Below are 22,601 nucleotides of genomic sequence, written 5' to 3'. Positions count from 1 at the left end.
ACGCTGGGAGGATGCCTGACCACGACACCGAGAGCGGCTCACCCCTGAGCCGACTGCACACGTGGCGCGAACGCGTGAAGTCCAACCGCCAGGGGCGGCTCGCGTGGCGGATCGCCGTCGGCGTGATCGGCGGGGCCGTGCTCATCGCGGGCATCATCGCCATTCCCTACCCCGGGCCCGGCTGGCTCATCGTGTTCGCGGGCCTCGGCATCCTGTCCACCGAATTCGAGTGGGCGCACCGCCTCCTCCGCTTCGCGCGTGCCCGGTACGACCGCTTCGCGGACTGGCTGGGCAAGCAGAACATTCTGGTCAAGGGCCTGTTCGGGCTAGGCACCTGCGCCATCGTCCTGCTCACGCTCTGGTTGCTCGGCGCACTCGCCATGGCCGGCGGCTGGGTGGGCATCGACTGGTCGTGGTTGCAGAGCCCCATCTTCGGCGACGACTGATGACGGAGGCGGACCCGGCCGCCGCCATCGACGAGCTTCAGCGGTCCATGCGCACACCCGAGCGCCGCGTCGCCGGAGTCCTCTACTGGTACGCCCTGTCCGGGGCGCTCGCGCGCCTCGCTCTGATCGACGGACGCGATGCCGACCGCGCCCGGGTCACCGTCGGGCCGGGCGGCTGGCCCCAGGTCGACGGTGCGCCCTCGACTCCCGATCCACTGCCCGCACTCGGGCGGCACTTCCGGTCGACCATCCCCGCCGTGGCCGCCGCATCGGGGGCGCCCACGCGGGCGCTATGGGCCATCGGGACGGACTCGGTGGCCTCGGCGTCCCTCGCGGCACCGGACCCCGCCGCGCTCGCCGCTGCGGTGCTCGCAGAATGCGGTCCCGAGGCGCCGCCCGCCCGTTTCGAGGCCGCACCCGGCCGCGGCACCGTGGTTCGACGGGGCTCGTGCTGCCTGCTCTACCTGTGCCCCGGAAACGAGAAATGCCTGAGCTGCCCGCGGCAGACGCCCGAGGAACGCCACGGTCGATTAGCGGTGGCGGACGACCGATAGGATCGGTGTACCGACAACCCGCGTGCGGCCAGGTATGCCGCCCGCATGAAATAGGAGCACCGTGAGCACCACCTTCGTCGTCCCCGCCGGTATCGCCGCCGGGGCCGCCATGCGCGAGCTGGATCTTCCCAACAAGGGCCCTGAGGCCATCGTGGTGGTGAAGACGACCGACGGCACTCTCAAGGACCTCAGCTGGGTCCCGGAGACCGACACCGAGGTCGAGGCCGTGGCGGCGAACACCGAGGACGGCCGCAACGTGATCCGGCATTCCGCGGCGCACGTGCTGGCGCAGGCTGTGCAGGACGGATTCCCCGGCACGAAGCTGGGCATCGGGCCGTTCATCAAGGACGGCTTCTACTACGACTTCGATGTGGCCGAGCCCTTCACTCCCGAGGATCTGAAGAACCTCGAGAAGAAGATGAAGCAGATCATCAAGGCGGGGCAGAAGTTCAGCCGCCGCGTGTACGAGAGCAACGACGAGGCCCGCGCCGAGCTGGCCGGCGAGCCCTACAAGCTGGAGCTCATCGACGATAAGGGCGCGGCCGACGACGCCGAGGTGATGGAGGTCGGCGGCGCCGAGCTCACCGCCTACGACAACCTCAATCCCCGCACGGGCGAGCGGATCTGGGGCGATCTGTGCCGCGGCCCGCACGTGCCCACCACCAAGTACATCCCGGCCGTGAAACTCACCCGCAGCTCGGCCGCGTACTGGCGCGGCGATCAGAACAATGCCGACCTGCAGCGCATCTACGGCACCGCGTGGGAGTCGCCCGAGGCGCAGGACGAGTACCTCGAACTGCTCGCCGAGGCCGAGAAGCGCGACCACCGCAAGCTCGGAGCCGAGCTCGATCTGTTCAGCTTCCCCGACGAGCTGGGCTCCGGCCTGCCGGTGTTCCACCCCAAGGGCGGCATCATCAAGCGCGAGATGGAGGACTACGTCCGCGCCAAGCACATCGAGCACGGCTTCGAGTACGTCGGCACCCCGCACATCTCCAAGGAGAACCTGTTCCACACCTCGGGGCATCTGCCGTACTACGCGGACACGATGTTCCCCCCGCTCCACGTGGATGAGGAGCGCAACGCCGAGGGCGAGATCACCAAGCAGGGGCAGGATTACTACCTCAAGGCCATGAACTGCCCCATGCACAACCTGATCTACCGGTCGCGCGGCAGGTCGTACCGCGAGCTGCCGCTGCGACTGTTCGAGTTCGGCCACGTCTATCGCTACGAGAAGTCCGGCGTTATCCAGGGGCTGACTCGTGTGCGCGGGTTCGCTCAGGACGATTCGCACAGCTACGTGACCCCGGAACAGGCGAAGGGGGAGATCAAGCACCTCCTCGACTTCATCCTGGGCCTGCTGCGGGACTTCGGCCTCAATGACTTCTACCTCGAGTTGTCCACGCGCGGCGATTCCGACAAGTTCATCGGGTCCGACGAACAGTGGGCCGTCGCGACCGGCATCCTCGAAGAGGTCTGCCTCGAGTCCGGCCTGCAGCTCGTACCGGACCCGGGCGGCGCGGCGTTCTACGGCCCGAAGGTGTCCGTCCAGGCCAAGGACGCCATCGGCCGGACCTGGCAGATGTCGACGATCCAGTACGACTTCAATCAGCCGGCCGGATTCAATCTCGAGTACACCGCCGCTGATGGCACCAAGCAGCAGCCGGTGATGATCCACTCGGCGAAGTTCGGCTCGATCGAGCGCTTCTTCGGTGTGCTCACCGAGCACTACGCCGGCGCCTTCCCGGGCTGGCTGGCGCCGGAACAGGTCGTGGGCATCCCCGTCGCCGACCAGTTCGGCGACCACCTGGAGTCCGTGATCCGCAAGCTGCGCGCCGAGGGCATCCGCGCCCACGTCGACCACAGCGACGACCGGATGCAGAAGAAGATCCGCAACCACACCACGCAGAAGGTGCCGTTCATGCTGCTCGCCGGCGAGCGCGATCAGGAGGCCGGCGCGGTCAGCTTCCGGTTCCGCGACGGCACCCAGGTCAACGAGGTGCCCGTCGACGATGCCGTGCAGCGCATCGTCGAATGGGTGCGCGCGCGCCGCAACGAATCGCCGACCGCCGAGCTGCTCGGCACCGTCGTGACGCCCTGACGGAACGATCGAGACGGGAGGGGAGCGAGATGGTGGACGAATCCGGCGACGCACACCGCGATTTCGGCGTGGGCGACGGCGACGAGAGCATCGAACGGCTCTGGACGCCGTACCGGATGCGCTACCTCGTCGACACCCCTCCCGTTCCCGAGGGCAGCACCGCCTTCCTCGAGATCCCCAAGCTGGCCGACGAGGACGGCCTCATCGTGGCCCGCGGCGAGCACTGCTACGTGGTGCTCAACCTGTTCCCGTACAACCCGGGGCACTGCATGGTGGTGCCCTACCGCCAGGTGGCCGATCTCGAAGACCTCACCGACGACGAGGCCTCCGAGATGATGCGGCTCACCCAGAAGACGATCCGCGTGATCAAGCGGATCTCTCGACCCGCGGCCTTCAACGTGGGCCTGAATCTGGGGCGCGCGGGCGGCGGTTCCATCGCCGAGCACCTGCACCAGCACATCGTGCCCCGCTGGCCCGGCGATGCGAACTACATCACGGTGCTCTCGGGCACTAAGGTGATGCCGCAGCTTCTGGGACAGACCCGGGCGCTCATGGCGAAGGCCTGGGAGGAGGTCTAGTGTCCTCGATCTTCAGTCGCGAGGCGGTGTCCAAGGTCACCCATCCGATCGGTAAGACGCTGATCAAGACGGGCCTGACCCCCGACGCGGTCACGCTGTTCGGCACCGTCTGCTCGGTGACCGCGGCGCTGTGGCTCTTCCCCACCGATCACCTGTTCGCGGGAACCCTGGTGATCTGGTTCTTCGTCATGTTCGACATGCTCGACGGTGCCATGGCCCGCGCCCGCGGTGGCGGCACCCGGTTCGGCGCGTGGCTCGACGCCACCTGCGACCGGATCGCCGACGGTGCCATCTTCGCCGGCCTCGCCTGGTGGGCCGTGTTCACCGAGGGCAACCGCTACAACCTGCTGATCGCCACCCTGATCTGCCTGGTCACCTCGCAGGTGATCAGCTACGCCAAGGCGCGCGCCGAGGCCTCCGGGCTCAAGGGCGACGGTGGCTGGATCGAGCGCCCGGAGCGGCTCATCATCGTGCTCGTGGGCGCGGGCTTCACCGGCCTCGGCGTGTGGTGGGCCATCCACATCGCGATGTGGCTGTTGGCCGTGACGAGCATCGTCACCGTGTTCCAGCGCGCGCTCAGCGTGCGCCGCTCGCCCGGTGCCACCGATCTGCTGCCGCTGCCGCAGGCGGTCGAACAGCACGGGGAGGATCAGGCGTGATCAATCCGCGCGAAGAGGCCGCCGATCTCGCCTATCGCACGGGCTGGGCGGTCACCAAGCGGATGCCCGAGTTCGCCGCGAAGTTCCTGTTCGACGATCTCGGTGGGCGGCTCGGCGCGCGCGGCGAGAACGTGCAGCTGCGCAAGAATCTCGCCCGCGTGCTCGGCACCACCCCGGATGCGGTGCCGCAGAGCCTGATCGAGGCGTCGGCACGGTCCTACGCGCGCTACTGGCGCGAGTCCTTCCGGCTGCCCGCCATGGACCTCGAGGAGCTGGGCAGGCGGCTCGACCCGTTCGTCGACGCGCCCAGCGTGCACGAGGCCATGGAAGCGGGCACCGGCGCCGTCCTCGCCCTGCCGCACAGCGGCAACTGGGACATGGCGGGTGTCTGGCTCGCGCAGCACTACGGCCGGTTCGCCACCGTCGCCGAACGGCTCAAACCGGAATCGCTGTTCCGCCAGTTCGTCGACTACCGCGAGTCCCTGGGCTTCGAGATCTTCCCGACCTCCGGCGGCGAACAGCCGCCCATGCAGGCCCTCGCCGAGCGGCTGCGGCAGGGCCGCCCGATCTGCCTCCTCGGCGAGCGCGATCTCGCGAAACACGGTGTGCCCGTCACCTTCTTCGGTGAGCCCACCCGGATGCCCGCGGGCCCGGCGAAGCTCGCGATCGATACCGGCGCCCCGCTGCTCCCGGTGCACTGCTGGTTCGAGGGCGAGGACTGGGGCTTCAAGGCCGGCGCCCCGATCGATGTCTCCCGCGGGATCGAGGACGCCACGCAGCGGTTGGCGCACGCCTTCGAGGAGAACATCGCCGCGCACCCCGAGGATTGGCACATGCTGCAGCCGCTGTGGGAGGCCGACTGGTCGCAGTCCCGCCGCGATCGGATCCTGGGAACTCCGGGCGAGGGCTCCGAGGTGCGCTGATGCGGATCGGAATGATCTGCCCCTACTCGTTCGACGTCGCGGGCGGAGTGCAGGCCCACGTGGTCGACCTCGCCCGGGTGCTCATCGCCCGCGGCCACGAGGTCTCGGTGCTCACGCCGTCGTCGAAGGAGACGGTGCTGCCCGAGTTCGCGGTCTCCTCCGGTAAGGCCGTGGCGATCCCGTACAACGGCTCGGTGTCGCGCCTGAGCTTCGGGCCGGTGGCCTTCGCCCGGCTGCGCCGGTGGATCCGCGACGGGGAGTTCGACGTGCTGCACGTGCACGAACCGAACGCCCCCAGCCTGAGCATGCTTGCGCTGGCCATCGCCGACGGCCCGATCGTCGCGACCTTCCACACGTCCACCGAGAAGTCCCTGGTGCTCTCGGTGTTCCAGAGCGTGCTGCGGCCCTCGCACGAGAAGATCCGCGGCAAGATCGCGGTCTCCGAGCTGGCGCGCCGCTGGCAGATGGAATCACTCGGCTCCGACGCGATCGAGATCCCGAACGGCGTGGACGTCAAGCACTTCGCGCGCGGTGACCGTCTTCCCGGGTACCCGCGTCCGGGACGGACGGTCCTGTTCCTCGGCCGGTACGACGAGCCGCGCAAGGGGATGGCCGTCTTCCTGGAGGCGCTGCCGGCGATCGTCGCCGCCCAGCCCGATGTCGAGGTGCTGGTGATCGGTCGCGGCGACGACGAGAAGCTGCTGCGCGAGGCGGGGGAGTACGCCCGACACCTGCGCCTGCTGGGCGCGGTCACCGACGAGGAGAAAGCGGCAGCGCTGCGCTCGGCCGATGTCTACGTGGCCCCGAATCTCGGCGGCGAGAGCTTCGGCATCGTGCTCGTCGAGGCGATGGCAGCCGGTGCCGCCGTGGTCGCGAGCGACCTCAACGCCTTCGAACGGGTGCTGTCCGGGGGAGAATGCGGCGTCCTCGTTCCGGTGGGGGACGGTGCCGCGCTCGGCGCCGCCGTCGCGGGCCTACTGTCCGACGACGATGCCCGCCGCGCCCAGGTGGCGCGCGCCTCGGATGCGGTGTGGCGATTCGATTGGTCCGTGGTCGCCGAACAGGTGCTGCGCGTGTACGAGACCGTCGCCGTGCCCGGCGTGGTCGTGAGCATCGACGACTGAGGCAGCCGTGCTGAATCTGACCGCGACCACCGTGCTCGTCATCGGCCTCATCGTGTCGATGGTGCTGATCGTCGCCGTGCTGGCGTACCAGACGGCGCACCGTCTGGACCGGTTGCACGTGCGCACCGATCTGTCCTACCAGGCGCTCGAATCCGCGTTGGCCCGCCGTGCCGTGGTCGTGCGGGCGGTCGCCGCGACCCTGCCCGCGGAGCAGGGGCGCGCCTTGCGGGTGGTGGCCGACCGCGCGGAGAACGCCGATCGCGACGACCGCGAGGTGCGCGAGAACCAATTGTCCAGCGCGATCGGGGCGATCGATGTGGAGACGCTGCCGCGGTCCCTGGTCGCCGAGATCGCCGACGCCGATACCCGGGTCACCATGGCCCGCCGGTTCCACAACGACGCCGTGCGCGACACGCGGGCCCTGCGTGGTCGCCGATTCGTGCGCTGGCTGCACCTCGGCGGCACCGCACCGATGCCGCGGTACTTCGACATCGTCGACCGCGGTGGCGTGCTGCCGGCGGCACTGCTCGCGGAGAGCGGTGACCGGCGGGTGTCGGCGCGGGTGATCCTCATCGACCGCGACGGCGCCGTGCTCGTGGTGCACGGGCACGATCCGCGCAACGCGGCCGACCGGTTCTGGTTCACGCCCGGCGGCGGCGTGGAACCGGGCGAGGATCTCGATCTCGCGGCGATCCGTGAGGTGCGCGAGGAGACCGGGCTGGAGCTGACACCGGGAGCGCTGGTCGGGCCGTTGTACCGGCGCGAGGCCGTGTTCGCCTTCGACGGCGATGTGATGGACTCCGACGAGTACTTCTTCGGCGCGATCGTCGACCGGTTCGAGCCCGCCCCCGCCGGTCTCACCGAGCTGGAAGTGCGCACGATCGACGAGCTGCGCTGGTGCCGGCCCGACGAACTGGCCGCCCTCGCCGACCCGGTGTATCCCCAGGCGCTGCCGACGCTCATCCCCGACGTCCGCTCAGCCGTCGGCGCCGGCACCCCGCCCGACGGCGCCCCGCGCGCCATCGACTAGTTCAGAAACCGGCGCGATCCTCGCTCACAGGCCGTGATTCGTCGTGTGAGTGAGGAAAACGCCGGTTTGTGTGTCACTCCGATTCGGAGACGACGGGCGAGCCGGCGGATTCCGTGATTCGGACGGTGCGGTCGGGTCGCTGGACGACGAGCGCATCGTCGACCTGGCGGACGTTCCAGCCGTTGGCTCGATAGGTGCGATTGGCCTCGACGTTCCGCAGCGGCACGCCCCAGAACCCGTGGTCCGGGACCACCTGAACCTCTATCTCGTCCGCGTGGAACATCACGAGCCAGCCGTTCCAGCGAAGCTCCGGCGAGTAGTCGGACATCGGACGCGGCACGACGATCGGCACGGCGTCGAACCCCGCCCGGACGTCCCAGACTCCCGGTGGAGAGTCGACGGCATCGAAGGCATTCCGTGCGCCGGTGGCGTCGGAGACGATGAAGATCCTGCGCTGATCGTCCGGCGGCACCGCCAGCCAGCGGGTGTCGGTGGAGATGAAAGGGGAGATCGAGCCCGCGAGCGTCCCGCCGACGGTGACCATGAAGTCGATCGCACGGTCGACATCGGCCTCGGTGGGCCGGCTGATCGACAATCCATCGGTACCGACGGACATCTCCGACTGGTATCCGAACTCGTTCTCCGGTGCCAGATACTCGCCGTCACCGACCGGCTCGAGCGCCGACCGGGCGACGAACGCGGCGACCAGTGCCGGATCGAACTCGGGGCCGAGGCTGTCGGTTGCCGGTTCGATCGAGTACACGCCTATGAACCCACCCATGGCTGGAGTGTAGGTGCCGCAGGTGGCCGCGACCCACCCGGCGATCGGTGCACCGGCATCGGGAATACTGGGACTTCACACGTCCCACCCCGCTCAAGGAGACCCGTCAGTGACCACTGATCCCCAGACCGCACCCGTCACCGGCACCGCGCGCGTGAAGCGCGGCATGGCCGAGATGCTCAAGGGCGGCGTGATCATGGACGTGGTCACCCCCGAGCAGGCCAAGATCGCCGAGGACGCCGGCGCCGTGGCCGTCATGGCCCTGGAGCGCGTGCCCGCCGACATCCGCGCCCAGGGCGGCGTGAGCCGCATGTCCGACCCCGACATGATCGACGGCATCATCGAGGCCGTCTCGATCCCGGTCATGGCCAAGGCCCGCATCGGCCACTTCGTCGAGGCGCAGATCCTGCAGGCCCTCGGCGTCGACTACATCGACGAGTCCGAGGTGCTGACCCCGGCCGATTACGCCAACCACATCGACAAGTTCGCCTTCACGGTGCCCTTCGTCTGCGGCGCCACCAACCTGGGTGAGGCGCTGCGCCGCATCACCGAGGGCGCCGCGATGATCCGCAGCAAGGGCGAGGCCGGCACCGGCGACGTCTCGAACGCCACCACGCACATGCGCAAGATCCGCGACGAGATCCGCCGTCTCACCTCGCTGCCGGAGGATGAGCTGTACGTCGCGGCCAAGGAGCTGCAGGCTCCGTACGACCTCGTCGTCGAGGTCGCCAAGAACGGCAAGCTGCCCGTCACCCTGTTCACCGCCGGTGGCATCGCCACCCCGGCCGACGCCGCGATGATGATGCAGCTGGGCGCCGAGGGCGTGTTCGTGGGCTCGGGCATCTTCAAATCGGGCAACCCGGAGCAGCGCGCCAAGGCGATCGTCGCCGCGACCACCTTCTACGACGACCCGGGCAAGCTCGCCGAGGTCTCGCGCGGGCTGGGCGAGGCGATGGTCGGCATCAACGTCGACGACATCCCGCAGCCGCATCGCCTGGCGGAACGCGGCTGGTAACGGCATGTCGCCTGCCGGTGTCGGGGGAATCGCGCTAGCGTCGAGGCTGCGCGTTTCCCGGTCACGCGGGCGACGAGCCGAATAGCAACGCACGATTGTCGATGTAGCAGGTGAGGCGGAGGATGACAGACCAAGCAACCGGAGGACAGCGGGCCGATGGCGCGCCGATCGCGCTACGGGTGCTCGCGTACGTCGCCGACCTCTGTCTCGCGTCCACGGTCGTCGCGATCGCACTGATCATCAACGTCCTCGCGGGCGTCGAGAAGGGCCAGTACTTCCTCGGCGGCGGCGTGATCGTCGCGATCATCATCTCGATCGTGCTGCACGGTGCCTTCGGTGCCAGCCCCGGCAAGATGCTCGCCGGACTCACCGTGGTCGACGCCGACACCCGCCGCGCCCTCGGCTACCCCGCCTCCGCGATCCGCTCGGTGGTCTTCAACGTGCTCGCTCCGCTGGTGTACCTCCCGGCCTGGTCGATCCTGGCCGACGGCGGGCGCCGCGGCATCCACGAGAAGGCCTCCAAGACCACTGTGGTCGACGGTGCCGATGTGGTGGCCGAGGAGCCCCGCCCGCAGCCGGCGACCCCGTCGGGCCCGCTCGGCGGCCTCGTCGCCGGAGACGCCGCTGAGGATTCGGCGCTGCAGCGGATCCCCACCCCGCTCCCGGCCGACGCCGCCCCGACCGATGCCCTGACCGACGATGCGGACGGCGAGCCGCGCGAGCGGCTGCAGCCCCCGTCGTTGCCGCCGCTGCCCGACGATGTGCCCGGCCTGCGGCCCGTGCCGCCGCGCTTCGGCCCGCCACTCGCCGACGGGGAGGAGTCGACCGCGGCGCCCGCCGCCGCATTCGCCCAGCCCCCCGCAGGCGCCCGTTGCTCCGCCCGTGCCGCCGCGTCCCGCGCAGCCTCTGCCGCCGCGGCAGGGGACCGCCGCAGGGCCAGGCCCCGCAGGGCCAACCCCCAGCCGCCCCGCCAGGGACCGCCGCCGCAGGCCGCCCCGCCGCGCCCCGCGGGTCCGGCGCCGCAGGTGCCGCCGCAGCAGCGCCCGAGCGCACCGTCGCCCCTGCAGACCGCGGGTTCCGCCGGCGCCCGGCCCGCCGGTGGCGCGCCGATCGTGCTGCGCTTCGACGACGGCCACTCGGTGGACGTGCGCGGAGACGGAATCATCGGCCGCGAGCCGGTGATCCCGCCGGGTGCGGATGCATCGAAGGTCACCAAGTACGTTCTCGTCGACGACACCGCATCGGTGTCCAAGACCCACCTGTTGTTCGGACTCACCCGCGGTGAGCTGTGGGTCGAGGACGTAGGGTCGACGAACGGATCCGCGATCGCCTACGAGGATTCGTGGACCGAGCTCACCAAGGGAGTCAGGTACGCCGTGGAGAAGGGCAGCGTCGTGCATATGGGGCAGCGCAGTTTCAAGGTGCTCGGCGGATGACCGCCGAAGCCATGGGAGACGGTTCGGCGCGGTCCGAGATCGTCTACGGCGCCCAGGGGGGCGTCTCGATGAAGTGGGTCGCGATCAGCAACCCCGGCCGCGTGCGGATGACGAACGAGGACGGTGCGCTCACCGGACCGGGCATGTTCCTGCTCGCCGACGGCATGGGCGGCCACGACGCGGGCGAGGTGGCCTCGGCCGCCGCACTGGAGGCCCTGGCCGAGGTCTTCGGTCCCGAGCCGGCCGATGCGCAGGTCGTCATGGAGCAGGTCGTCGACCGGCTGCGCCAGGCGCACGCCACCATCGAGGCCATCGACTCCGAGACCGGTAAGCGCGCCGGCACCACCGTGACCGGCGTTCTCCTCACCACCTACGAGGAGGTCCCGCACTGGCTGGTGGTCAACATCGGCGACTCGCGCACCTACCGCCTCGCCGAGGGCTACTTCGAGCAGCTCACCGTGGATCACTCACAGGTTCAGGAGCTCATCAACGGCGGCTTCCTGAGCCCCGAGCAGGCTCGGGTCGACCCGCGCCGCAACGTGATCACCCGTGCCCTGGGCGCGGGTATGGAGCCCGACGCCGATTTCTGGATCGTGCCCGCGCAGCCGCAGGAGAAGCTGCTGGTGTGCTCGGACGGCCTCAACGGCGAGCTCACCGACGACGAGATCCAGTCGATCCTCGAATCCGAGGTCCCCATCGACGAGTGCGCCGAGCAGTTGGTCTCCGCGGCGCTCAACGCCGGCGGCCGGGACAACGTCACCGTGATCGTCGTGGAAGCCACGACGGAACCGGTCGGCGACGACTGGTGAGTTGAGTAGAGTCACGCTCCGTGGCTGACATCGAAGCGCTGCTGAGCCTGGAGCAGATCGACCGCGACATCTTCCGGGGTATCCACGCGCCGTCGATCCTGGTGCGCACCTTCGGCGGCCAGGTGGCCGGCCAGGCGCTGCGCTCGGCGATCAGCACGGTGCCCGAGGAGATGCAGGTGCACTCGCTGCACGGCTACTTCCTGCGCCCGGGCAACCCCGATGCCGATACCGTCTTCCTCGTCGACCGCATCCGCGACGGCCGGTCCTTCTGCACCCGCCGCGTGAACGGCGTGCAGAACGGCGAGGCGATCTTCTCCATGTCGGCGTCGTTCCAGCTCCCCGGCCAGGAGGGCATCGAGCACGCCGACGAGATGCCCTCCGCACCCGATCCGGACACGGTCCCCAGCCCGCGGGAGGATCCCAACGCCTCGCAGGAGAGCCGCGGGCTGATCCAGGAGTGGAACAACTGGGACATCCGGATCGTCGACCAGTCCCAGACCACGCCGTACCCGGGGCGCGCGGTCCATCAGCAGGTGTGGTTCAAGCACATCGGACGTCTGCCGGACGATCAGAACATCCACACCAGCGCGCTCGCGTACATGAGCGACATGACGCTGCTCACCTCCGCGCGCGTGGGACATCCCGGCGTCGACACCCAGGTCGCGTCGCTCGATCACGCGATGTGGTTCCTGCGGCCCTTCCGCGCCGACGAATGGCTGCTCTACGACCAGACCTCGCCCTCGGCAGGCGGGGGACGGGCGCTCACCGCGGGCAGGATCTTCACCCGCGACGGCACACTCGTGGCGGTCGTGATCCAGGAGGGCCTGCACCGCTTCCGCAAGTAGGGCACCTACTCTGGTGACCCGTGACTGTGCGGATCGGGGTTCTGGCTCTTCAGGGTGACGTGCGCGAGCACCGTCGGGCGCTGGAGGAGGTCGGCGCGAGCACCAGCGCGGTGCGCACCGTCGCCGATCTCGCGGCCGTGGACGGCATCGTGATCCCCGGCGGCGAGTCCACCACCATGAGCCGGCTGCTCGGCGTCTTCGACCTGTACGACCCCCTGCGCGCCGCGCTCGCCGACGGACTGCCCGCGTACGGCTCGTGCGCCGGGATGATCCTGCTCGCCTCGGAGGTGCTCGACACCCGGCCGGACGCGCGCTGCCTGTCCGCGATCGATATGACCGTCCGGCGGAATGCCTTCGGCCGACAGGTGGATTCCTTCGAGACCGACCTCGACGTCGCGGGCATCGACGGTCCGCCGGTGCGCGCCGTGTTCATCCGTGCGCCCTGGGTGGAGCGGGTCGGCGACGGTGTCGACGTGCTCGCCAGGGTGCCTGCCGAGGCGGGCGAGTCGGCGGGTACGGTAGTCGCAGTGCAGCAGGGTGTGACGCTTGCCACATCCTTCCATCCGGAGGTGACCGGGGATCTGCGGATCCACGAGCACTTCGTGGCCATGGTTCGGCGCGGCTGACCCGTCTCGGGCGTGCCCACCCCTCTGCCGGGTCGTGTTGAGGTGGTGGGGGCCGCGTGCGGTGCCCCGCAGACGGACAGGGGTGCGCGCATGAGCTACATGCCGGTGACCGATTCGATGTTCCTCGTGGCGGAATCGCGCGAGCATCCCATGCATGTGGGCGGTTTGCAGTTGTTCACGCCGCCTGATGGTGCCGGGCCCGATTACGTGCGCTCCGTGGTGGAGACGATGCGCGCGCACACCGATGTCAGCAGTCGGTTCGGGCGCCGCCCCGCCGATCCGGTCGGCATCGTCGGCAACACCTGGTGGACCGACGTCGATTCGATCGACGTCGACTACCACGTGCGGCACACCGCGCTGCCGCAGCCGGGCCGCATCCGCGAACTGTTCCAGATGGTCTCGCTGTGGCACGAGACGCTCCTCGACCGGCACCGCCCGATGTGGGAGCTGCAGGTGATCGAGGGCCTCGAGGACGGCCGGTTCGCGATCTACAGCAAGGTGCACCACTCGCTGGTGGACGGTGTCTCGGCGCTGAAGTACATGACCCTGTCGCTGTCGGAGGACCCGAACGACATGGAGGGGCGCGTCGTCTGGCAGCCGGGCCTGGGCAAGCGCGCCAAGCCGCAGGAGCCCGCCCCGGCGAAGCCGACCGGCCTGTTCGGCGTCGATCCGTTCGGGGTGGCGAAGCAGGCCGCGGGCATCACGGGCGAGGTGCTGGGCATGGTCCCGGCCTCACTCAAGGTGGTGGGCAATGCCTTCCGCGATCACGACTACATGGCGCCGTTCCAGGCACCGCACACCATCTTCAACGTCCCGATCGGCGGCGCCCGGCGCTTCGTCGCCCAGTCGTACTCGCTGGAGCGGATCGACGCGATCCGGCGCGCGGCGGGAGCCACCGTCAACGACGTGGTCCTGGCGATGTGCGGCGGCGCACTGCGCTCGTACCTGGCCGAGCTCGGCGAACTGCCCGACCGGTCGCTCACGGCGATGGTGCCGGTGAACCTCCGCAAGGAGGGCGACTCGACGGATTCGAACGCGGTGGGCACCATCATCGCCACCCTGGGCACCGACATCCCCGATGCCGCGGACCGGCTGCACATGGCGCGGGACTCGGTGCGGGCCGCTCGCCGGGTGATGGGGGAGCTGTCGCCGATGCAGGTGCTCGCCGTGAGCGCCGCCAACATCGCCGGACTGGCTCCGGGCTTGCTGCCCGGCTACTCCGGTCGCACCCGGCCGCCCTTCAATCTGGTGATCTCGAACGTGCCCGGTCCACGCGCCCCGATGTACTGGAACGGGTCCCGGCTCGACGGCATCTACCCGGCGTCGATCGTGCTCGACGGTTCCGCGATCAACATCACCATCTCCACCAATTACGACAATCTGGAGTTCGGCATCGTGGCGTGCCGCACGTCCGTGCCGCACGTGCAGCGCCTCATCCACCACCTGGAAGACGCGCTCAGCGACCTGGAGAAGGCGTTCACGTAAACTCGAAGGGTTGATACAGCGCACCAGTACTGAATCGAGGGTTCGATGAGCGGCCATTCCAAATGGGCCACCACCAAGCACAAGAAGGCGGCGATCGACGCCAAGCGCGGCAAGCTGTTCGCCAAGCTGATCAAGAACATCGAGGTCGCGGCGCGGACCGGTGGTGGCGATCCCGACGGTAACCCCACGCTCTACGACGCCATTCAGAAGGCGAAGAAGACCTCGGTCCCCAACGACAACATCGAGCGGGCCCGCAAGCGCGGTGGTGGCGAAGAGGCCGGCGGCGCCGACTGGCAGACCATCATGTACGAGGGCTACGGCCCCAACGGTGTGGCGGTCCTGATCGAGTGCCTCACCGACAACCGCAACCGCGCTGCGGGCGAGGTCCGCGTCGCGATGACCCGCAACGGCGGCAACATGGCCGACCCCGGTTCGGTGTCGTACCTGTTCGCGCGCAAGGGCGTCGTGACCCTGGACAAGAACGGTCAGTCCGAGGACGACGTGCTCATGGCCGTGCTCGATGCCGGCGCCGAAGAGGTCACCGATCTCGGTGAGCAGTTCGAGATCGTCTCCGAGCCCACCGATCTGGTGGCTGTGCGCACTGCGCTGCAGGAGGCCGGAATCGATTACGAGTCCGCCGAATCCGGCTTCCGCGCGTCGGTCGAGGTGCCGCTGGACGCCGACGGTGCGCGCAAGGTCTTCAAGCTGATCGATGCGCTCGAGGACAGCGACGACGTGCAGAACGTGTACACCAACATCGACATCCCGGACGAGGTCCTGGCCGAGCTCGACGAGGACTGACGGCCCGGAAGGATTGCCGTTCTGCATCGCCCCTACTGTGCGGTACTGAAGCGTCAGGATATTCTCAGATTGTGAATCGGACACGAACCTCGCTGCGCCGTGCCTCCGCTCTGGCCGTGGTCGGAGCGCTGCTGCTCGGTGCGGGCGGGGCCGCGGTCTGGGAGAACGGGCGGGCGGAGACCGTGCACGGCGCCACCGCGCTGGGCGTCGAGTTCGGCGGGATCGGGCGGACCGACGCGATCGCCCGCCTGGCGCCGGCGGCCGATAAGGCCGACGATGCCAAGGTCACGCTCCGCACCGACAAGGGTTCCGTGCAGTTCACCCCCGAGCAACTCGGGTTGAAGATGGATGTCGAGGGCACCGTCGAGCAGGCGATCCGGGACCGCAATCCCGCGCGCGACCTGATCGGCTACGTCCGGCAACGGCACGTGCACCCCGAGTCGACGCTCGATCGCACCAAGTTCGACGCGGCGCTGGGCGGTTCGACGGAGAAGCTGACCTCCGCCGCCGGCGACGGCGCGGTGATCTTCCGGGACGGCAAGCCGGTCCCCGTGTTGCCCAAGCCCGGCGATCGCATCGACATGGGCAAGGCGGCCGACGCCGTGCTCGCCGCGTGGCCCGACACCACCGAGGTGGACATCCCCACCGAGAACGTCCGGCCGACCGTCTCCGAGCAGATGGTGCGCTCGGTCGCGTCGGGCGCGGCGACGCGTGCCGTCTCGTCGGCCGTGGTGCTCCGCAAGGACGGTGCGCCGAACACGGAGGCCAGCACCGTCGGCCGGCTCACGGGCGACGACATCGGGACCTTCCTGTCGTACCAGCCCGATGGTGACGGCCAGCTGAAGGCGACGGTGGACCGGGACGCCGCACGCAAGGTGCTCGGCACCCGGCTCGAATCGGCGGTCTCCAAGCCCAAGGACGCCTCGTTCACGCTGTCCGGTGGAGCGCCGACGGTGACGGCCGCGGTGCCCGGCAGCGAGGTCGTCTGGGATCCCACCATCGACGCGGTGGCTCGCGCGGTGAACCAGCGCGCCGAGGCCGACCGCGCGGCGACGGCGCAGTTCAAGACGGTGGAACCGAAGATCACCACCAAGCGGGCCAACGAACTGGGCGTCAAGGAGGTGGTGAGCGAGTTCACCACCGGCGGCTTCAGCGACGCGTCCGGCGTGAACATCCGCCGGGTGGCGCAGCAGGTCAACGGTGCAGTCGTGCTGCCCGGGGAGACCTTCTCGCTCAACGGCTACACCGGGCCCCGCGGCACCGCGCAGGGTTACGTGGAGTCGGGCATCATCAACAACGGCCGGCCCGATAAGGCCGTGGGCGGCGGCATCTCGCAGTTCGCCACCACGCTCTACAACGCCGCGTACTTCGCCGGTCTCGCGGACGCGGGCCACACCGAGCACAGCTACTACATCTCGCGGTACCCCGAGGCGCGGGAGGCCACCGTGTACGAGGGCGCGATCGACCTGAAGTTCACGAACGACACCCCGTACGGCGTGGTCATCGAGTCCAGCGCGGGCGCCTCCTCGGTCACGGTACGGATGTGGAGCACCAAGACGCGCTCGGTCGAGTCGATCAAGGGGCAGCGCTCGCTGCCCACCGAGCCCTCGACCATCCGGTTGGCGAAGGGCCCGCACTGCGTCGCCAGCACGGGACAGCCCGGGTTCACCACCAGCAACACCCGTGTCATCACCGATGCGCGCTCGGGGTCCGTGATCTCGCGGCACACCCGCACGGTGAAGTACGACCCGGTGCCCACCGTCATCTGCGAGTAGACGCGCGTGTCCGCGTCCTGCTTCCGCGGGATGCAGGGTAGGCTCTCGAACAAAGGTTTGACTGTTCGACGGAGGTGCGCGATGCGGGTGATGGGGGTGGACCCCGGTCTCACCCGTTGCGGCCTCTCCGTGGTCGACACGGGCGCGGGCCGCAAGGTCACGGCGCTCGATGTGGACGTGGTGCGCACACCGTCCACCATGCCGCTGCCGGAACGCCTCTTGGCGGTGTGGACCGCGGCGGAGTTCTGGATGGATACCCATGAACCCGATGTGATCGCCGTGGAGCGGGTGTTCGCGCAGCACAACGTGTCCACCGCGATGGGTACCGCGCAGGCCGGCGGCGTGGTCGCCCTGGCCGCGGCCCGGCGGGGCATCGCCGTGCACTTCCACACCCCGTCGGAGGTCAAGGCGGCCGTCACCGGCAACGGCAACGCGGGCAAGGCGCAGGTGACCGCGATGATCACCAAGATCCTGGGGCTGCAGAAGGCCCCGGAGCCCGCCGACGCGGCCGATGCCCTTGCGCTCGCCGTCTGTCACAGCTGGCGGGCGCCGATGATCGCGCGGATGGCGGAAGCGGAACGCCGTGCGGCGGAACAGAAGAAGGTCTTCGAACAGCGGCTCGCTGCGCAGCGTCGCGCGGGTCGTGTCACAGGAGGAGTGCGATGATCGCGTCGCTGCGCGGCGAGGTACGGCACATCGGTCTCGATCACGTGGTGGTCGAGTGCGCGGGTGTCGGCTACAAGGTGCTGGTGGCGCCCGCCACCGCGGGTGCGCTCACGCGCGGGGCCGAGGGCTCGCTGCTCACCTCGATGGTGGTGCGCGAGGACTCGATGACGCTGTACGGCTTCACCGATTCCCCGCAGCAGGAGCTGTTCCACCTGCTGCAGACCGTGCAGGGGGTGGGGCCGCGGTTGGCCATGGCCGCCATCGCCGTGCTCGAACCGGCCCAGATGCAGACCGCGATCGCCTCGGGTGACATCAAGACCCTGTGCCTGATCCCCGGTATCGGCAAGCGTGTCGCCGAGCGGATCCACGTCGAGCTCAAGGACAAGGTAGCCGCGCCCACCACGTCCACCGGCACCGCCGCCGGGTCGACGGCGGTTCCGGGCGGAGTCGGCCAGCAGTTGCTGGACGCGCTGGAGGGACTGGGATTCACGCCGAAGCAGGCCGAGCCCGCCGTCACCGCGGCGATCGAGGCGGGGCCCGACAAGCCGGTGTCCGAGCTGCTGCGCGATGCGCTGAAGTCCCTGGGGAGGGGCTAGCGCGTGGAGTACGACGACGAGGTCGGCAGCGAGTTCGATGACGAGGTCTCGGGACTGATGGGCCCGGCGCCCTTGTCCGGCGACGATTCCGATTCGCTGCGCCCGAAGTCGCTCGACGAGTTCATCGGCCAGCCCAAGGTGCGCGAGCAGCTCCAACTCGTGCTGCACGGCGCCCGCAAGCGCGGCGGAACCCCCGACCACATCCTGCTATCCGGCCCGCCCGGCCTGGGCAAGACCAGCCTCGCGATGATCATCGCCGCCGAGCTCGGAACGGCGCTGCGGGTGACCTCGGGGCCAGCCTTGGAACGCGCGGGCGATCTCGCGGCCATGCTGTCCAACCTGGTCGAGGGCGATGTCCTGTTCATCGACGAGATCCATCGGATGGCCCGCCCGGCCGAGGAGATGCTCTACCTCGCGATGGAGGATTTCCGGGTCGACGTGGTGGTGGGGAAGGGTCCGGGCGCCACCTCCATCCCGCTCGACGTGGCGCCGTTCACCCTGGTGGGCGCCACCACCCGGTCCGGTGCGCTCACCGGGCCGCTGCGCGACCGCTTCGGGTTCACCGCGCACATGGACTTCTACGGCACCGACGATCTGGTGCGGGTGATCGAGCGCAGTGCGAGGATCCTGGGCATCGAGATCGTGGGGGAGGCCGCGGCGGAGATCGGGAGCCGCTCCCGCGGCACCCCGCGCATCGCCAACCGGCTGCTCCGCCGGGTCCGCGATTTCGCCGATGTCCGTGCCGACGGCGTGGTCACCGTCGAGGTGGCGCGCGGCGCGCTCAAGGTCTACGACGTCGACGAGCTCGGTCTCGACCGCCTGGACCGGGCCGTGCTCGGCGCCCTGATCCGCAGCTTCGGCGGTGGACCCGTGGGCGTTTCCACCCTGGCGGTCGCGGTCGGTGAGGAACCCGGCACCGTCGAGGAGGTGTGCGAGCCCTTCCTGGTGCGCGCCGGCATGCTCGCCCGCACGCCCCGCGGCCGCGTCGCCACCATGGCGGCCTGGCACCACCTCGGGCTCGAACCCCCGGCGGGTGCGCTCGCCTCCGGCATCGAGGTCCGGGGCGACTTCGATGCCGGCGACGAGCGCCTGTTCTAGCGCTGCGGAGCCAAGTCGTAGAGCGTCACCCCGTCGACGGTGCGCGCCGCGTAGGTCTTCTCGACCCACGAACGGATCTCCGCGGCCGTACCCGTGCCGCCGAATCCTCCGAAACCCCCACCGGATTCGGTGAAGAAGTAGTGGATCTTGCCCTCGGCCACGTACTGCTGGAACTGCGCCAGCGTGGGGGACGGATCGGTGCCGTTGAAGCCGCCGATCGGCATCACCGGCTTCCCGGTGGCCAGCTGATAGCCCGCCGCGGCGTTCGCGCCCACCGTCGCCGCCACCCAGGTGTACCGGTCGGCGTCCCGCGACAGCAGAGCGGTCACCTCGGGACCGGCCGTGCTGCCCATGAGGAACGACGGTCCGCTGCCCGTCCCGGACCGCTCGGCGCCGTCACTCCGCCCGCCCGGGCCACCCGGACCACCCGGACCGCCGGGGCCGCCGGGGCCGCGTGGTGCGGCGGCGCGGTCCGCGCGCCCCTTGCCGCCTCCCGGCCCGAAGCCGTGGCCGCTCGAGGGCCCCGCCGAGACGATGGCGCCCTGGCGCGGTGTTGCGATGGTCTCCGCGGTGAACGCCACCTGCCCTGCGAGGCCCACGACCACGGACGCCGCCGCGATCAGGCCGGCGAGCCGTCGGGATCGTCTCGCCGAGGGAAGCAGTGTGGCCAGCAGGGCCACCGTTCCCACGAGCGCCGCCGCCGCGATCGTCCACCGCAGCCAGGGATTCCAGTTCGGCGTCTGGTCGAGGATGTACCAGCCGGTGGCCCCGGTGGACGCCACGGCGAGGGCCGCTGCCACACGCACCCAGGGGACCTGCCGTTCCCGCCAGCCCACCGCCACCCCGATCGCCACGAGCGCGGCGATGGCGGGCGCGAGGGCCACCGTGTAATACGCGTGGAAGATGCCCGCCATGAAGCTGAACGTGAGGCCCGTGACCAGCAACCAACCGCCCCAGGCGATCACCGCTGCACGATCGCCGTCCGTGCGGGGCGCGCGGCGGCGCAGTACCAGCACCACCGCGATCGCGATGAGCGCCGCGGGGAGCAGCCAGGCGATCTGCCCGGCCTGGGCGGGCTGGAACATCCGCAGGATTCCGGCGTCGCCGAACATGCCTCCGCCCCTGCCCCCGGGCAGGTCCATCCCGGCGGGCAGCTCGAACCCCGGGGGCGGCTCCATGCCGCCGCGGCCGGGTCCCACGCTGCCCTTCTCGTTGCCGTTGAGCCGCCCGAGTCCGTTGTAGCCCAGCGTGAGCTCCAGAATCGAATTGCTTTGTGAGCCGCCGATCCACGGCCTGGATGCGGCGGGCCACAACTCCACGGTGAGCAACCACCAGCCCGCGGCGACCACCATCGCGGCGCCCGCGGCGAACAACTGGGCGATCCGGGTCCGTAGGCGCGGGGGCCCGGCGATCAGATAGGTGAGCGCCAGCCCGGGCACGATCAGCATCACCGCGAGCTGCTTGGTGAGGAATCCGAATCCGACGAACGCCCCGCACGCGATCAGCCACCGCCACCGGCCGTCCTCCACGGCCCGCAGCATCGCCCACGTGGCGGCGATCATCACCAGCACCAGGAGCGCGTCCGGATTGTTGAACCGGAACATCATGGCGGCCACCGGCGTCACCGCCAGGATCAGCCCGGCGAGCAGGCCCGCCAGGGCGCCGAACCGGCGGCGCACGGTGGCGTACAGCAGTGCCACCGAGGCCACTCCGAGCAGCGCCTGGGGGATGAGCATCGCCCACGAGTTCACGCCGAAGACGCGGGTGGAGAGTTCCATCACCCACAGCGAGGCGGGCGGCTTGTCCACGGTGATCGAGTTCGCGCCGTCCGAGCTGCCGAAGAACATGGCCTTCCAGCTCACGGTGCCCGCCTGGACCGCCGCAGCGTAGAAGGCATTGGCCCAGCCCGCCCGACCGAGGCCCCAGATGTACGCGACCGCCGTCCCCACCAGGAGGAGGGCGACGGCCGCGCGTTCCTGCAGTCGCGTCACGCGGCGGCTCCGGCGGTGCGGAAGATCAGGCGCATACCCACGAAGCGCAGCACCGTGGCCACCAGGTTGGCGATCACCAGCACCGCCAGTTGTACCTCGCGGGAGGCGCCGGGAGCGGCGCTCGCGAGCAGTGCCAGGCTGCCGGCGGTGAGCGCCCAGGTGACCAGGAAGACGACGAGCCCCTGGGTGTGGTGCCGCACGGCTCCCTCGCGGCCGCGGACGCCGAACGTGAACGCGCGGTTGGCCGCGATGTTGCCGACGGCGGTGATCAGCAGGGCGGTGAAGTTCGCGGCCTGCGCCCCGATCGCGGAGTGCAGCAGCAGGTAGAGCAGGGCGTATGCCACGGTGCTGGCCACGCCGATCATCGCGAACCGCGCGAGCTGGCCGACCATGCCGTGCGGTACCCCGGCGATCTCCGGTTCGTCGCGGCCGAGTGCCCGGCGCACATCGTCGAGGGGAAGCCGGCCCGCGGCCAGCGCCCGGCCGACCCGCGCCATGCCGCGCAGGTCCTTGGCCACGGTGTCCGCGATGTCCACGCGACTGTCGGGGTCGTCGGTCCAGTCCACGGGGACCTCGTGGATGCGTAGCCCGGCCCGCTCGGCGAGCACCAGTAGCTCGGTGTCGAAGAACCACTCGCCGTCCTGCACCAGCGGGAGCAGTTGTCGCGCGACGTCGGTGCGGATCGCCTTGAACCCGCACTGCGCATCGGAGAACCGCACTCGCAGCGCAGTGTGCAGGAGCAGGTTGTAGCCGCGGGAGATGAACTCCCGCTTGGGCCCCCGCGTCACCCGCGCACCGCGGCCGAGCCGGGTGCCGATGGCGAGGTCGCTGTGTCCGGACAGCAGCGGAGCGACGAGCGGGAACAGCGCGTTGAGATCGGTGGACAGATCCACGTCCATGTAGACCAGCACCTGGGCGTCGGAGTCCGACCACACCCGGCGCAGTGCCCGGCCCCGGCCCTTGGCGTCCAAGTGCACCACGCGCACGCCGTCGATCGCTCCCGCGAGCGCGTGCGCCACCCGCAGTGTGTCATCGGTACTGGCGTTATCGGCGATGGTGATCCGGGCGGGGATGCGCAGTGAGTCGGCGAGGTAGGCGTGCAGGGTCTCCACGCAGTGCGCGAGGGAGTGAGCCTCGTTGTACACGGGGACCACGATGTCGAGGACGGGGGCGCCGGACGGTGCTCCCTCGGGAGATCGGGCGGCGGCCGGGCCCATGCGGTCGGGGGCGGTCTCGGTTGTCATGAAGATGAGACTCGGGCGCTC

22 protein-coding genes are annotated in these 22,601 nt (G+C 70.0%); 19 read left to right on the top strand and 3 right to left on the bottom strand.

All coding sequences use genetic code 11. The features are described from left to right. Positions 1 to 11: 11 nt before the first annotated feature. From TTY48_RS18160 to TTY48_RS18125, 8 genes are all read left to right on the top strand, one after another. Complete coding sequence (locus tag TTY48_RS18160) at positions 12 to 446, top strand: TIGR02611 family protein (protein ID WP_220659050.1); 435 nt, start codon at positions 12 to 14, stop codon at positions 444 to 446. After that, the gene (locus TTY48_RS18155; protein WP_220659049.1) at positions 446 to 1,000 is read left to right on the top strand and encodes a (2Fe-2S)-binding protein; all 555 of its coding nucleotides are present in this window, start codon (positions 446 to 448) and stop codon (positions 998 to 1,000) included. The genes TTY48_RS18160 and TTY48_RS18155 overlap by 1 nt, the downstream gene beginning before the upstream one ends. 109 nt (positions 1,001 to 1,109) lie before the next feature. Next, positions 1,110 to 3,098, top strand: a complete 1,989-nt coding sequence (thrS, locus tag TTY48_RS18150) for a threonine--tRNA ligase (protein ID WP_220659615.1) — start codon at positions 1,110 to 1,112, stop codon at positions 3,096 to 3,098. Positions 3,099 to 3,127: 29 nt separating this feature from the next. Next, entirely contained in the window at positions 3,128 to 3,676 is a 549-nt protein-coding gene (locus tag TTY48_RS18145; protein WP_220659048.1) for an HIT domain-containing protein, read from the top strand. Further along, entirely contained in the window at positions 3,676 to 4,335 is a 660-nt protein-coding gene (gene pgsA / locus TTY48_RS18140) for a phosphatidylinositol phosphate synthase (protein WP_220659047.1), read from the top strand. The genes TTY48_RS18145 and pgsA overlap by 1 nt, the downstream gene beginning before the upstream one ends. After that, entirely contained in the window at positions 4,335 to 5,258 is a 924-nt protein-coding gene (locus TTY48_RS18135) for a phosphatidylinositol mannoside acyltransferase (RefSeq protein WP_220659614.1), read from the top strand. Before pgsA ends, TTY48_RS18135 begins: the two co-directional genes overlap by 1 nt. Continuing rightward, entirely contained in the window at positions 5,258 to 6,382 is a 1,125-nt protein-coding gene (locus TTY48_RS18130) for a glycosyltransferase family 4 protein (RefSeq protein WP_220659046.1), read from the top strand. The genes TTY48_RS18135 and TTY48_RS18130 overlap by 1 nt, the downstream gene beginning before the upstream one ends. Positions 6,383 to 6,392: 10 nt before the next feature. After that, positions 6,393 to 7,412, top strand: a complete 1,020-nt coding sequence (locus tag TTY48_RS18125) for an NUDIX domain-containing protein (RefSeq protein WP_220659613.1) — start codon at positions 6,393 to 6,395, stop codon at positions 7,410 to 7,412. Positions 7,413 to 7,485: 73 nt separating this feature from the next. On the opposite strand, the gene TTY48_RS18120 is transcribed toward TTY48_RS18125, so the two are convergent. Next, positions 7,486 to 8,193, bottom strand: coding sequence for a hypothetical protein (locus TTY48_RS18120; RefSeq protein ID WP_220659045.1), 708 nt, complete (start codon positions 8,191 to 8,193; stop codon positions 7,486 to 7,488). Positions 8,194 to 8,302: 109 nt separating this feature from the next. On the opposite strand from TTY48_RS18120, the gene pdxS reads away from it, so the two are divergent. The 11 genes from pdxS (at position 8,303) to ruvB (ending at position 19,345) form a co-directional block, all read left to right on the top strand. Beyond that, a complete protein-coding gene (gene pdxS / locus TTY48_RS18115; RefSeq protein WP_220659044.1) occupies positions 8,303 to 9,208 on the top strand; it encodes a pyridoxal 5'-phosphate synthase lyase subunit PdxS in 906 nt (301 codons plus the stop codon). 122 nt (positions 9,209 to 9,330) lie between these two features. Further along, entirely contained in the window at positions 9,331 to 10,644 is a 1,314-nt protein-coding gene (locus TTY48_RS18110; RefSeq protein WP_220659043.1) for an RDD family protein, read from the top strand. Continuing rightward, on the top strand, positions 10,641 to 11,453 hold the full coding sequence (locus tag TTY48_RS18105) for a PP2C family serine/threonine-protein phosphatase (RefSeq protein ID WP_220659042.1): 813 nt from the start codon (positions 10,641 to 10,643) through the stop codon (positions 11,451 to 11,453). The genes TTY48_RS18110 and TTY48_RS18105 overlap by 4 nt, the downstream gene beginning before the upstream one ends. A gap of 20 nt (positions 11,454 to 11,473) precedes the next feature. Then, positions 11,474 to 12,298 carry an acyl-CoA thioesterase II gene (locus TTY48_RS18100; protein WP_220659041.1) on the top strand — a complete coding sequence of 275 codons (825 nt, stop codon included), beginning with the start codon at positions 11,474 to 11,476 and terminating at the stop codon, positions 12,296 to 12,298. Positions 12,299 to 12,318: 20 nt separating this feature from the next. Continuing rightward, a complete protein-coding gene (pdxT, locus tag TTY48_RS18095) occupies positions 12,319 to 12,924 on the top strand; it encodes a pyridoxal 5'-phosphate synthase glutaminase subunit PdxT (RefSeq protein WP_220659040.1) in 606 nt (201 codons plus the stop codon). Between the two features lie 90 nt (positions 12,925 to 13,014). Beyond that, complete coding sequence (locus tag TTY48_RS18090; RefSeq protein ID WP_220659039.1) at positions 13,015 to 14,409, top strand: wax ester/triacylglycerol synthase family O-acyltransferase; 1,395 nt, start codon at positions 13,015 to 13,017, stop codon at positions 14,407 to 14,409. Positions 14,410 to 14,454: 45 nt separating this feature from the next. Continuing rightward, on the top strand, positions 14,455 to 15,210 hold the full coding sequence (locus tag TTY48_RS18085) for a YebC/PmpR family DNA-binding transcriptional regulator (protein ID WP_220659038.1): 756 nt from the start codon (positions 14,455 to 14,457) through the stop codon (positions 15,208 to 15,210). A 71-nt stretch (positions 15,211 to 15,281) separates the two neighbouring features. Further along, the gene (locus tag TTY48_RS18080; RefSeq protein WP_255585811.1) at positions 15,282 to 16,985 is read left to right on the top strand and encodes a VanW family protein; all 1,704 of its coding nucleotides are present in this window, start codon (positions 15,282 to 15,284) and stop codon (positions 16,983 to 16,985) included. 81 nt (positions 16,986 to 17,066) lie between these two features. After that, positions 17,067 to 17,651 (top strand): crossover junction endodeoxyribonuclease RuvC, encoded by a 585-nt coding sequence (gene ruvC / locus TTY48_RS18075; protein WP_220659037.1) that lies wholly within the window; start codon positions 17,067 to 17,069, stop codon positions 17,649 to 17,651. After that, complete coding sequence (ruvA, locus tag TTY48_RS18070) at positions 17,648 to 18,247, top strand: Holliday junction branch migration protein RuvA (protein WP_220659036.1); 600 nt, start codon at positions 17,648 to 17,650, stop codon at positions 18,245 to 18,247. The genes ruvC and ruvA overlap by 4 nt, the downstream gene beginning before the upstream one ends. Positions 18,248 to 18,304: 57 nt before the next feature. Further along, positions 18,305 to 19,345, top strand: coding sequence for a Holliday junction branch migration DNA helicase RuvB (gene ruvB / locus TTY48_RS18065; protein ID WP_255585884.1), 1,041 nt, complete (start codon positions 18,305 to 18,307; stop codon positions 19,343 to 19,345). Here ruvB and TTY48_RS18060 read toward each other — a convergent pair. Together TTY48_RS18060 and TTY48_RS18055 are read right to left on the bottom strand one after the other, a co-directional pair. After that, entirely contained in the window at positions 19,342 to 21,336 is a 1,995-nt protein-coding gene (locus TTY48_RS18060; protein WP_220659034.1) for a glycosyltransferase family 39 protein, read from the bottom strand. The two genes, ruvB and TTY48_RS18060, sit on opposite strands and share 4 nt — an antisense overlap. Beyond that, on the bottom strand, positions 21,333 to 22,580 hold the full coding sequence (locus TTY48_RS18055; protein WP_220659033.1) for a glycosyltransferase: 1,248 nt from the start codon (positions 22,578 to 22,580) through the stop codon (positions 21,333 to 21,335). Before TTY48_RS18055 ends, TTY48_RS18060 begins: the two co-directional genes overlap by 4 nt. Between the last annotated feature and the right edge of the window lie 21 nt (positions 22,581 to 22,601).

The organism is Tsukamurella sp. TY48 (assembly GCF_019656655.1).
GTDB classification, from domain to species: Bacteria; Actinomycetota; Actinomycetes; order Mycobacteriales; family Mycobacteriaceae; genus Tsukamurella; species Tsukamurella strandjordii.
This window is presented reverse-complemented; position numbering and strand designations above follow the sequence as displayed.